The sequence below is a fragment of the Mycobacterium sp. NGS66 genome, assembly GCF_059812225.1.
This window is the reverse complement of sequence record NZ_JCALCG010000003.1, coordinates 132,927-145,198: the sequence shown is the minus strand read 5'-3', so window position 1 is coordinate 145,198 and position 12,272 is coordinate 132,927. Positions and strand designations below refer to the sequence as shown.

Genomic DNA, 12,272 nt, shown 5'->3' with positions numbered 1-12,272 from the left:
GAGTTGGCTCAGGCCGACGCCCTCGGTACATATCTGAATGCCTTGCTGGATTGCGGCATCATTGCTCGCGAAAGCGACGCCGTGGGTACGCAGGTAAGCCAGATAGGCCGCCGAGTCAGCATGCGCGGTAATCGGATAAATGGTCCCACTCCGCTCGATTGGACGCGGCGGGATTCGGGCACATAAGAGGCCATGAACGTTCGCGGTGTCGAGCTGCTGCGCGCGGCGTGGGGCGCCGTGCTGCTGACCGTCCCGGGGCTGGTGCTCGCTTCTATACGCGGGGTCCAAGTCGACCGCAAGGCGATTGTCGTCGTGCGCATCCTCGGAGCGCGCCACCTCGTCCAGGCGCTGTCGTCGGGCATCAATCCCAGCCCGGAAGTGCTTGCGGCGGGTGTGTGGGTCGATGCCGTGCACTCGATGACGGCCTTGGGTCTGGCGGTCGTCGACCGTAACCGAATCCAGGGTGGCGTGGCCGACAGCCTGGTGGCCGCATCGTGGGCCGTACTGGGTTGGCGCCACCTACACGCCGGCAAATTCGCCGCAACGCCCCTTCGCACGCGTGATCGGTTGGCCTACCTGGTGATCGGGAATCTGCCCGGCGGTCGTGCGCTGATGTCGCAGGCCCGGCAGCTCAGGCAATCCTGAACTGCTCGAGGTCGGCCTGCTTGACGGTCAACCCGTGCCCGGGTGCTGTCCGGTCTGGCCGCAGCAGCCCGCCCGGCTCGGGTTTGATCACCCCGTCGAACGCCAGCCCCTCGATGCGCACATGGTCGTGGAAGTACTCCAGATGGCGTAGGTGCCACACGGCGGTCCCGACCTGCCCGCTGATCTGCGGGGCGCAATGCAACGAAAGATCAATGCCGCGCGCGTCGCACAGGGCGGCCACCTTCAACACACCGGTGATGCCGAGGGCGCGGGTCACGTCGGCCTGCAAGCAGTCGACCGCCCCCGCCGCCAGCATCTGGTGGAAGTACGGCAGGTGATATCCGTATTCGCCGGCGGCGATGTCCATTCCGGGCGGTCCGTGCTCGCTCAGTTGGCGCAGGCCGTCGAGATCGTCAGAGCTCACCGGCTCTTCGAACCACCGCACGTCGTACTCGGCGAAGCGCCCGGCCCACAGCAGCGCCTGTTTGCGGTGATACGCGCCGTTGGCGTCGACGAACAATTCGACGTCGTCTCCGATCGCCGACCGCGCGGCCGCGACGCGCCCGATGTCGGCGTCGGGCTCACGGCCGACCTTCATCTTGACCCGGGGAATGCCGGCCCCGACCCAGCCCTCTAATTGCGAACGCAGCGTGTCGTTGTCATACGAGGTGAACCCGCCACTGCCGTAGATCGGCGTGGCGTCGTGCACCGCGCCCAGCGCGACGACGAGCGGTTCATCGAAGAGCCGGGCACGCAAGTCCCACAACGCGATGTCGACGGCCGAGATCGCCAAGGCCACCACTCCCGGCTTGCCCAGGTTGCGGACCGCGTGCTGCATCTGCGCCCACCGGGCCGGCGGTTGCAGGGCGTCGGCGCCGCCGAGCACGTCGGCCAGCTTGGACTCCACCACTGTCACAACCGAAGTGCCGCCGTAGGTGTAGCCGACACCTACTTGATCCCCGGCCCGCACACTCACCAAGACGAAGGTGGTCGAATCCCAGGCCAGCGTGCCGTCTGACTCCGGCGCGTCAGTGGGAATCGAGTACGCCGCGGCCTCGACCGATTCGATGGGGACGGGTTCGCCCGCGTGCAAGGTCATGCCGGGGTGACTACCCGTCAGATAAACGGGGTATGCGCCCATCCAGTGAAACAGCGCAACGACAAACCCCAACTGGCTCCGCCGCATGTCCTTCGGGAATACGCGTTGCTCGCCGACGGGGAACGCGGCATCATCGTCGGGCCGCGCGGGGACTGTTGCTGGATGTGCTTGCCGCGCTGGGACAGTCCCGCGGTCTTCGGCTCCCTGCTCGGTGGTCGCGGTGTGTACGCCGTCGCCCCGGATCACCCCCGGTTCGTGTGGGGCGGCCGATACGAGCAGCGTTCGCTGATTTGGCGATCGCGGTGGGTGACCACCGACGGGATTGTGGAATGCCGCGAGGCTCTGGCGTTTCCGGGTGACCCGCACACCGCGGTGGTGCTGCGCCGCATTCGCGCCATCGACCAACCGGTCAAGATGCGCGTCGCCCTCGAGGTGGGCGCCGGCTACGGCGCCAAGCGCATGCGCGGCCTCTCCTGCGACGACGGGGTGTGGACCGGACGGTCGGGAGCGGTCCGCTTCAGGTGGATCGGCGCCGGTGACGCCACCCCCCGCGACGACGGCTCGTTGCAGATGGTTATCGAGGTCGATCCGGGAGCGGACCACGACTTGGTGCTGGAGCTCTCCGATCAGGAGTTGGCGGCCGACGCCCCCCGACCCAACGACGCCTGGCGAGACACCGAAAGCGCTTGGACGCAAGCGGTGCCGGCATTCAGCGGCACGCTGGCCGACGCCGACACGCAGACTGCCTACACGGTGCTGCGCGGACTGACCAGCAGCGGCGGCGGAATGGTGGCCGCGGCCACCATGTCGCTGCCGGAACGAGCCGAGCAGGGCCGCAACTACGACTACCGCTATTGCTGGATCCGTGACCAGTGTTATGCGGGCCAAGCCGTCGCCGCCGCCGGCGCCTACCCCTTGCTCGACGACGCCGTCCGCTTCGTCAGCGAGCGCGTGCTCGCCGACGGTCCGGGCCTCAAGCCGGCCTACTGCGTCACCGGAGACCCGCCACCGGAAGAAGAACCCCTCGACCTGCCGGGGTATCCGGGTGCCGCAGTCAAGAGCGGCAATTGGGTGACCGACCAATTCCAGCTGGACGCGTTCGGCGAAGCGCTGCTGCTGCTGGCCAGCGCCGCCCGGCTGGACCGCCTCGACACCGCGCATTGGCGAGCGGTGGACGCACTGGTGCAGGCGATCGAGAAACGGTGGCGCGAACCCGACGCCGGAATCTGGGAACTCGACGACGTGCGTTGGGCCCATTCGCGGCTGATCTGTGCGGCCGGACTGCGACGCATCGGGGAGGTGGCGCCGGCGCGGCAGGGCGCCGAATGGCAGCGGCTGGCCGATCGGCTCGTCGCCGACACCGATTCGGACTGCCTGCATCCCAGCGGGAGATGGCAACGCGCGCCCAAGGATTCGCGGATCGACGCGGCATTGCTGATGCCGTCGATTCGCGGCGCCATCCCGGTCACCGATCCGCGAACCGTCGCGACTCTGCAGGCGGTGCGCACCGAGCTCGGGCGGGACGGCTTCGTCTACCGCTTCCGCCCGGACGACCGACCGCTCGGCGAAGCCGAAGGCGCGTTCCTGCTGTGCGGATTTTTGATGGCGCTGGCCGACCATCAGCAGGGCAACGAACTGGCGGCGGTGCGCTGGTTTGAGCGCAATCGCACCGCTTGCGGCCCGCCGGGTCTGTTCACCGAAGAATTCGACATCGAGCAGCGCCAACTGCGCGGCAACTTGCCCCAGGCGTTCGTGCATGCGCTGCTGTTCGAAGCGTCGCACCGGCTCGCCGACGCGAGCGGGCCGCCCGTCGGCACCGGAACCGCGTAACTGCGTCGTTTCCGCCGTTTGACCGGCCCACCGGCGGGTAGACCACCGATCGTGGCCATCGGCAACAGTTACTGAAGGAGCATTATGCCCAAAACGCAGGCGCTGTCGAAAATGCACGAGTTCACCGAGTCGATCAAGAGCGTAGGCGGCAGAGGCGACAGCGGATGAATTTGCTTCGGGCAGATCAGGTGCGGACCATCCCGGCCCCGCCGGACACCCGTTACGTTGCCGGGATGGCCACCGTCGGCAAAGTCAACGTGACGGGCCTGGAAAATCAACTGCGCCGCCACGTCAGCGGCGAAGTGCGGTTCGACACCGCCACTTTGGCGATGTACGCCAACGACGCGTCGAACTTCCGGCAGGTTCCCATCGGCGTGGTGGTCCCGAAGACGCTCGACGACGTGGTGCAGACCGTCCGCGCCTGCCATGCGTACCACGCGCCGGTCCTGTGCCGTGGCGGGGGAACCAGCCTGTCCGGTGAAACGGTGAATGTCGCTGTGGTGATCGACTTCTCGAAGTACCTCACCGACATCATCGACATCGACCCCGGCCGTCGGCTGGCCACCGTGCAGACCGGGGTGATCAACGAACAACTCAACAAGGCCACCGGCGAGTTCGGGCTGGTGTTCGGCCCGGACCCGTCGTCGCACTCACGGTGCACCCTGGGCGGCAACATCGGCAACAACTCCTGTGGCGTGCACTCGATCCAGTCGCATCTGTACGGACCGGGACCGCGCACCTCGGACAACACCCACCAACTCGATGTCGTCACCTATGACGGCGCTCGGTTCACGGTGGGCGTCAACGAGGAGGCCGATCTCGACGCGATCATCGCCGCCGGCGGCCATAAGGGCGAAATCTACGCGGCGCTAAGGGATTTGCGCGACGAGTACGCCGAGGACATCCGCAGGGGATACCCCTCGGTGGACGAGCTGCCGCGCCGGGTGTCCGGATACAACCTCGACGAGCTGCTGCCGGAGAAGGGCTTCAACGTGGCCCGCGCGCTGGTGGGAACCGAAAGCACCTGCGCGGTGGCGCTGACCGCGACGGTCATGCTGACACCGGCGATGATCCACCGGACTCTGGTGGTGATTCAATACGACTCGCTCGGCGAGGCCGGCGACGCGGTGCCAGACCTGATGGCGTGGAAACCGATCGGCCTCGAGGCGGTGGACCACATGCTGGTGCACGATCAGGAGCTGACCGGCATCAACGCCGCGGGACGGGCCGCGCTGCCCCGACCCAAATCCAGCGGCGCGTGGCTGTTCATGCAGTTCGGATCCGACGAACCGGGCGAATCGCTGCGCCGCGCCGAGGAATTCGCCGCCTGGCTGCGCAAGAAGAAGGACTACGACGACGATCGCATCGTGGTGGCCCGCAGCAAGCAGGACGGCGGCAACAGCGACGAGCTGTGGTCGATCCGCGAGGCCGGACTGGGCTCGACCGCGTTCCCGAAGGACAGCGGCGACCACTGGCCGGGCTGGGAGGACTCGGCGGTTCCGCCCAACCGCGTCGGCGACTACCTGCGCGATCTGCAAAAGCTCTACGCGGACCACGATCTGCGCGGTGCCATGTACGGTCACCTCGGCGAGGGCTGCATCCATTCCCGGATCAGTTTCGACCTGCGCCACAAGGACGGCCTGGCCACCTACCGGCACTTCATGGAAGCCGCCGGCGACCTGGTGGCCTCCTACGGCGGGTCGATGTCCGGCGAGCACGGTGACGGCCAGCAGCGCGCCGAGCTGCTGGGCAAGCAGTACGGTCCGCGGCTGATGGAGGCGATGCGCAAGTTCAAGCTGATCTGGGATCCCGAGTGGAAGATGAACCCGGGCAAGGTGATCGACCCGTATCGCTTCGACGAGAACCTCAAGCTGGGCACCGACTACAACCCGGCGCGGCCCAAGGTCAAGTTTGCCTACGAAGAAGACGGCGGCGATTTCTCGCATGCGGCGCTGCGCTGCGTCGGCGTCGGCAAATGCCGGGTGCCCGAGGCGACGATGACCATGTGCCCGAGTTACCAAGTGACGCGGGAGGAAAAGCACTCCACCCGCGGGCGCGCCCGGCTGCTGTTCGAGATGCTGCGCGGTGAGGTGATCACCGACGGCTGGCAGTCGAACGAGGTTGCCGACGCGCTGGATCTCTGCCTGGCCTGTAAGGGTTGCACCAGCGACTGCCCGGTGGACGTCGACATCCCCACCTACAAAGCCGAGTTCCTCTATCACCACTTCCGGTCGCTGCGACGCTGGCGTCCGCGCTATGCCTATGCGTTCGGGTTCATCGACCAGGCCGCGCGGTTGGCCAGCGCGATGCCGGAGCTCGCCAATTTCGCGACCCAGACGCCGGTCCTGTCCCGAATCGCCAAGGCGGTCGGCGGAATCGACCCGCGCCGGCCGCTACCCACTTTTGCGCCGATGACGCTGCAGCGCTGGTTTGCCCAGCGTCCGGTGGTCAATTCCGCAGGCCCCCGGGTGATCCTGTTCCCCGACACCTTCAACAACCGGCTGCATACCGACGTCGGGGTGGCCTGCGTCGAGGCGATCGAGGCGGCGGGCTGGCGGGTCGTCATGCCGATGGGTCACATCTGCTGTGGCAGACCGCTCTACGACTACGGTTTCCTCGACGTCGCAGAGCACTACCTGCGCGACGTGCTCGGCCAGCTGCGCAGCGAAATACGCGCCGGCACACCGATTGTCGGCATGGAGCCCAGCTGCATGGCCGTCTTCAAGGACGAGCTCCCCAAGCTCATGCCCCATGACGACGACGCAGACCGGTTGGTGCGCAACAGCTATCACTTCGCCCAGTTCCTGACGGAGTTCGACGTGCCATTGCCCAAGGCGTCCGAGGCACGGGCACTGTTGTGGGGTCACTGCCATCAGCGAGCCACCGGCGGCGTCGATGCCGACCAGCAGGTGCTGCAGCAGATGGGCATCGACGTACAACCTGTTTCCGGCGGATGCTGCGGCCTGGCCGGCTCCTGGGGATTCGAGCAGGGCAAATACCAGCTCTCGCTGGACTGCGGCGAGCAGGCGCTGTTGCCCGCGATACGGAAGAACCCGGACGCTTTGGTGGTGGCCAACGGATTCTCCTGTCAGACACAGATCAGCGATTCGGGTGCGGCCAATGCCCTGCACCTCGGTCAGGTCATCGCGATGGCCAACGCGTCGGCTGACATCGGCTCTGCCACTCCCCCCGGCCGCCCCGAACCGCAGACGCGCACCCGCGCGACGCGGGTGGCCGTTCCGACGGCGGCCCTGGGAGCCGCCGCGGTGACGAGTGCGGTCGTGGCCGGAAAGCTGTGGGCGGCCAGACGACCGCAGCCCTAGCGAGCCACTCGCTAGGGCGCCATACCGACACCTGCCCGGAATAGCCGCGCAATTCCAGAATGTACGTAATTCGCGAGGTTGCTACCGGGTTGGCAAACTTGTGGGCAACAGCTGCTTATTGAACCGATCCGGCGACCCAGATAATGGCTTTGCGCCGGGCTGCCCAGAATGCCCCAACAGCCGCGGTGCGGCGCCCGAAGATGACTGTTGGGAAGGTGTTTCGCTTTCCGACGCTGTGGCGCCGTTTTCTTCGCCAAAAGGCCTGTAACGGCGTGAGCTCATTGGATATGCTTGCAAGAAGAAGTCGGCCTAGCATTTCCCATTCTGAATATCGGCGCGGCTCGCTTGTTTGCCCCCGTCGGAAACCGTCAGCCGCGCGGAACGGACAGCTTATGCGGCGTGAGAGGTCTTCCCACAGCGGACGCGCGAATGTGGCTGTCGATTTGGAAAGGAGTGACGTGACCGTGCAGACCCATCCAAGCCAGCCCAAGACCGTGCCGGCGTTGTTGCGGCTGCTGGGTATACCGGACGTTCCCGTCCTCCGGCACCATGACGCTTTTGCCGAATGGCTCAAGCACAACACCCCCAGTATCGAGTTGCGAATAAGCCTGCGCGCCAATGGGTACGGCTTGTTGCTGCCGTCCCCGCGCCGGGAGACGCGTCCGCCACTGTCGGCAGTGAAAAGCGTCACTCCGGGTGACACTTCCGCGGTGCAGCGTCTCCCCCGGACGTCCGCCAGGCGTTCGGCGTGAGCATTGCGGTTGGCGGCCAAGGGAACACCGGCTGTGAGACCTCGCAACGATACTTAAAATTTTGTATAGATTAGTAAGAAATCACTTAGGGTTTCCGGAACATAAGCCCTGGTCAGCGCGCAGATTGGAACGTTCATTGCTGCCGTCGGTGGCAGCCGTTGCACCCCCGCGGCACCCATCGACAATTTGCCGGTTTAAGCCCGCGTCCCACGGGCAAGTATTGCGGCATGATCGCACGTGACATCCTTCGCTTTCTTGGCTCAGCAGTCCTCACCACTTCGGGCGTCGGCGCGGCCGTCCTCGGGGCTCCCGCTGTCCCAGACGCGTCGGCCCAGTCATGTCCTGACGTCGACGTGGTGTTCGCCCGCGGCACCGGTGAGCCTCCCGGTGTCGGCCCGACCGGTCAGGCGTTCGTCGACAACCTGCGCTCACGCATTGGCGGACAGTCGATGGACGTGTATGCGGTCAACTACCCCGCCAGCGACCAATGGGACACCGGCCTCGACGGTATCCGAGACGCGGGCAACCACGTCCTCCACATGGCCAACAGCTGCCCGCAAACCAAGATGGTGCTCAGCGGCTACTCCCAGGGCGCGGCCGTCATGGGCTTCGTCACCTCGAACGCCGTGCCCGACGGGGTCGACCCGGCGACGGTGCCCAAGCCGTTGGACCCCAGTGTGGCGCAACACGTCGCAGCCGTCGTCCTGTTCGGCATGCCGAACGTCCGGGCCATGAACTTCCTGGGCGAGCCCCCGGTGGCCATCGGCCCGGCTTATGCGTCCAAGACCATCAAGGTATGCGCGGTCGAGGACCCGGTGTGCTCGGACGGAATGAATTTCTCGGCGCACAACACGTATGCGAACGACGCGTCGGTGATCGACCAGGGCGCGGCCTTCGCCGCGAGCCGTCTCGGTGGCCGCGCCAACGCACCCCAGCCGGCCGCGCCCCCACAGCCGGGCTTCGGAGAATGATCGGTTCCTGAACCGACCGGTGTCGACGAGCGTCCGGGCCAGGCGTTTAGGTGACCGGACGCCGGGTATCAGCGAGCCATGGCGTTCGCCGAGTATCAAAACGAGCTATACGAACAAGGACAGGCCGGCAGGCAACCGCCATACCCGATCGCCTTCGCGGAGCTGGAAGCCAAGGCAGCCGCGGCGATGCCGCCGAAAGTGCTGGGGTATGTCGCGGGCGGCGCCGGAGACGAACTGACCCAGCGGGCGAATGTCGAAGCCTTCAAGCGCTGGGGTCTGTTCCCGCGCATGGGAATTGCTCCCGCCGAACGCGACATGTCCGTCGAGCTGTTCGGCGTGAGGTTGCCAGCACCGGTGTTCATGGCGCCGATCGGGGTCATCGGCGTGTGTGCGCAGGACGGCCACGGCGACCTGGCAGCGGCACGCGCGTCCGCTCGCACGGGCGTGCCGTTCTTCGTGGGGACGCTGACCTCCGATCCCATGGAAGACGTCGCCGCCGCGCTTGGCGAAACCCCGGGGTTTTTCCAGCTGTACACACCCCCGGACCGCGAGATGGCCGCCAGCCTGGTGCAGCGCGCCGAAGCATGTGGGTTCAAGGGCATCGCGGTCACTCTCGACACCTGGGTCACCGGCTGGCGCCCACGTGACCTCAGCGCCGGCAACTATCCGCAGGTACCCAGCGGATGCCTGGCCACCTACACCAGCGACCCGGTGTTTCGCGCCGGCCTGGACCCCGGCGAAGACGCCACCGAGGCGGCGGTGCGCAAGTTGCCGATCTTCGGTGGCCCGTTCAGGTGGGACGACCTGGAGTGGTTGCGGTCGCAGACCAGCTTGCCGCTGATGGTCAAGGGCGTGTGTCACCCCGACGATGCGCGCCGCGCCAAAGACATTGGCGTCGACGGCATTTACTGTTCCAACCACGGCGGCCGGCAGGCCAACGGCGGCCTGCCCGCGTTGGACTGCCTGCCTGGGGTGCTCGAGGCCGCCGACGGGCTGCCGGTGCTGTTCGACTCGGGCATCCGCAGCGGCGCCGACATCATCAAGGCCCTCGCGATGGGGGCGACAGCGGTGGGCATCGGCCGTCCGTATGCCTACGGTCTGGCGCTCGGCGGGGTCGACGGCATTGTGCACGTACTGCGCTCGCTGCTGGCCGAAGCGGACCTGATCATGGCCGTCGACGGGTATCCATCGCTGAAGGACCTGACCCCCGATGCCCTGCGCCGTGTCGAATACCTTGGCGTATAGCCTTATTCGTAGATTCCTTCGAGATACCACCTCCTTTGGCAATAGCACAGCAGCAGCGCCCGCTCGCTTTCCAGCAGCACCTGGGCCCGCGCGGTGCGCCCGGCGGCCACGGATCGCTCCGGATCCCACCACCGCTCGTCGACCGGCCAAGGTCCGGACCACCAGCGCAGCCGATCGTCTTTGTCACGGAAGGACAATCGTGCGGGGTCGGCGGAGAACATTCCCCGGCTGGTCACCCGTATCGGATTACCTTGGGAGTCAAGCAATTCCACCGGGTCGTCGAGCAGCACCGCCGGCGACGGCCCGGGCAGTTGGCCGGGCCAGGGCTGATTCGGGTCGGACTGTGGTACCGGCTCGTCACCCAGCGGAGTAAGGGTGATGCGTTCGGCCGGTCCGCGGCCGCCGGACAGCACCGGCACCTGCACCGCTTCCGGGCCGAGCAAGCCCTGCACCCGCACCAGTGCCCGACGGGCCCGCAGCCTGTCCTCCTCCCCGAGACCGCCCCAGAGCGGCAACTGCAGCGCCTCGGCGGACACCACCTCTATCGCCTGCAGCCGTAGCAGCGTCACCGGCGACGTCGGCCGGTCCTGCGCCTTTCGGTTGCTCAGCCATCCGTCCAGTTGCCAGCGCACCCGGTCCGCGGTGGCTTCCTCGGTCAACGGCTCGGCGCATCGCCATACTCGTTCCAGCTCTTCGCCGTTGGCGGTGACGGCGTGTATGGCCAGCCGGGTACATCCCACCCCGGCGGCCATCAGCATCTGATGCAAGCGGCCGGCCAGCGAGCGCCCGGCGAATGCCGCGGCGTCAACCCGGTCGATCGGCGGATCGCAGTCCAGCACGGCTTCGAGCTCTTGCGGTGGCTCACGGCCGGCGGGCCCACGTTCGGATTGGCCGCGGGCGAACCGGTGGGCGGCCACCCCGTCGGCGCCGAATCTGGAAGCCACGTCGGTGCGAGACAGTGCGGCGAACTGACCAATCGTGCGAATCCCCATCCGCCACAACAGATCCGTCAATTCTTCCCGGCCCGGGCCGGACAGGCTGGGCTCGGTGGCAAGCTGCCGGATCGACAGCACCGACAGAAACCGCGCGTCGCCTCCCGGCTCCACGACCCGGCCGGCGCGCGCGGCGAAGACCGCGGTGGACAGCTGGTCCGCGATCCCCACCTGGCACTCGGCGCCGGAGGCAGCCACGGCGTCGATCAACCGTTCGGCCGCCTGCTGTTCGGACCCGAAATAGCGGGCCGCCCCGCGTACCGGCAACACCAAGAGCCCAGGGCGCAGCACCTCGGCGCGGGGCACCAGTTCGTCCACCGCCGCGATAACGCCCTCGAAGAAGCGGGCGTCGCGGTCGGCGTCGGCGGTCACGACGTGCAGTTGCGGGCAGCGGGCCGCCGCCTCGCGGCGGCGCAGGCCACGTCGCACTCCCGCTGCACGGGCCGCAGACGAGCACGCGATCACCCGGTTGGCCAGAGTGACCGCGACCGGAGCCGTCGTGGGCTGGCCCACGGCTGCCGCCGCCGCGATCGCGGGCCAGTCCATGCACCAGATCGCCAAAACGCGGGAAGCCACGAGATCACCCCGTACGAACTCGGCCGATCACCTGTCCGCCCGTGCAACCGCGAATCTGCAGCCGGACGCCACTGATCCGTCCGAAACCGGGGCGGCCGTCGGCCGTGATCTCGTAGCCGCAGACCCGGGCTTCCAGCCGGGCCGGCGCCCCTTGCCAATCACCATCGGTGACCAGCAAGGTGCAGCCTTTATGACGGGCACGGGCCGCCACTACCCGCGTCCGCGACCACGGCACCCGGCGTCCACCCAGGCCGAGCACCACCAGGTCCATGCCATCGATGAGCACCGAGGCCACCTCCACCGGATCGGTCCCCGGATCCGGAATCATCGCGAGCCGGCTCAGGTCCGCTCCCATCTCCGCAGCGGCCAGCAGGCCGATATCCGGCTGCCCGACGATCGCCGCGTTACCGCCGTCCGCCGTCACCGTCGCCACCATGCTCAACATCAGCGACCGGGCTCCCGACAGCACCGCCACCGTCCCCCTGGGCACCAGCGCCTGGTCGACGGATTCGGGCAGCAAGTCGTCTGAGTGCTGGCCGCCGGATATCGCCGCAATCTTCCGACGGAGTAGTTTCAGCTGCTCAGCGCGGGTTTCCTGGCGCAGGTCGGAGGCAAGAGCCGCAGTCATGCCAAGCCTCCTCGATGCGAGTGTTCGAAAATATGTTCGATATGTCTGGAGTAAACACCCGCCCTCCGACAACCGTCAAGGAGCGGGAGAGGCTGCTTATGAGTGGTGTGGAACAGCATGCTCATCAGCCACCTCAGTCGCATCAACCTCAGTTGTTACCCGTCGGTGGTGGCTCAGACGGCTTGGGTGTGAACTGACGGCTTTGGGTGTG

The 12,272-nt window shown here is 67.1% G+C and carries 9 protein-coding genes and 1 pseudogene; 6 read left to right on the top strand and 4 right to left on the bottom strand.

All coding sequences use genetic code 11. The features are described 5' to 3' along the window. Window positions 1-33 precede the first annotated feature (33 nt). Window positions 34-288: pseudogene (locus AC5Y2L_RS08515) on the bottom strand (hypothetical protein); the annotation flags it as partial. On the opposite strand from AC5Y2L_RS08515, the gene AC5Y2L_RS08510 reads away from it, so the two are divergent. After that, on the top strand, window positions 193-645 hold the full coding sequence (locus AC5Y2L_RS08510) for a hypothetical protein (protein WP_499933626.1): 453 nt from the start codon (window positions 193-195) through the stop codon (window positions 643-645). The pseudogene AC5Y2L_RS08515 and the gene AC5Y2L_RS08510 overlap by 96 nt on opposite strands. Here the strand turns inward: AC5Y2L_RS08510 and AC5Y2L_RS08505 are convergent. Continuing rightward, window positions 632-1,744, bottom strand: coding sequence for an enolase C-terminal domain-like protein (locus AC5Y2L_RS08505; protein ID WP_499933627.1), 1,113 nt, complete (start codon window positions 1,742-1,744; stop codon window positions 632-634). The genes AC5Y2L_RS08510 and AC5Y2L_RS08505 overlap by 14 nt on opposite strands. A 45-nt stretch (window positions 1,745-1,789) precedes the next feature. Here AC5Y2L_RS08505 and AC5Y2L_RS08500 point away from each other — a divergent pair, with 45 nt between their 5' ends. The 5 genes from AC5Y2L_RS08500 (at window position 1,790) to AC5Y2L_RS08480 (ending at window position 9,865) form a co-directional block, all read left to right on the top strand. After that, entirely contained in the window at window positions 1,790-3,574 is a 1,785-nt protein-coding gene (locus AC5Y2L_RS08500) for a glycoside hydrolase family 15 protein (RefSeq protein ID WP_499933629.1), read from the top strand. Between the two features lie 164 nt (window positions 3,575-3,738). Continuing rightward, window positions 3,739-6,897: an FAD-binding and (Fe-S)-binding domain-containing protein gene (locus AC5Y2L_RS08495; protein WP_499943756.1), complete on the top strand. Its 3,159-nt coding sequence runs from the start codon at window positions 3,739-3,741 to the stop codon at window positions 6,895-6,897. 458 nt (window positions 6,898-7,355) lie between these two features. Beyond that, window positions 7,356-7,649 carry a hypothetical protein gene (locus AC5Y2L_RS08490; protein ID WP_499933631.1) on the top strand — a complete coding sequence of 98 codons (294 nt, stop codon included), beginning with the start codon at window positions 7,356-7,358 and terminating at the stop codon, window positions 7,647-7,649. 227 nt (window positions 7,650-7,876) lie between these two features. Beyond that, window positions 7,877-8,620: a cutinase family protein gene (locus AC5Y2L_RS08485; RefSeq protein WP_499933633.1), complete on the top strand. Its 744-nt coding sequence runs from the start codon at window positions 7,877-7,879 to the stop codon at window positions 8,618-8,620. A 78-nt stretch (window positions 8,621-8,698) separates the two neighbouring features. Beyond that, complete coding sequence (locus tag AC5Y2L_RS08480) at window positions 8,699-9,865, top strand: alpha-hydroxy-acid oxidizing protein (RefSeq protein WP_499933634.1); 1,167 nt, start codon at window positions 8,699-8,701, stop codon at window positions 9,863-9,865. A 2-nt stretch (window positions 9,866-9,867) separates the two neighbouring features. On the opposite strand, the gene AC5Y2L_RS08475 is transcribed toward AC5Y2L_RS08480, so the two are convergent. After that, the gene (locus AC5Y2L_RS08475; RefSeq protein WP_499933905.1) at window positions 9,868-11,403 is read right to left on the bottom strand and encodes a DNA polymerase Y family protein; all 1,536 of its coding nucleotides are present in this window, start codon (window positions 11,401-11,403) and stop codon (window positions 9,868-9,870) included. Between the two features lie 34 nt (window positions 11,404-11,437). Beyond that, window positions 11,438-12,061 carry a DnaE2-dependent mutagenesis accessory factor ImuA' gene (imuA', locus tag AC5Y2L_RS08470; protein ID WP_499933636.1) on the bottom strand — a complete coding sequence of 208 codons (624 nt, stop codon included), beginning with the start codon at window positions 12,059-12,061 and terminating at the stop codon, window positions 11,438-11,440. Window positions 12,062-12,272: the final 211 nt, after the last annotated feature.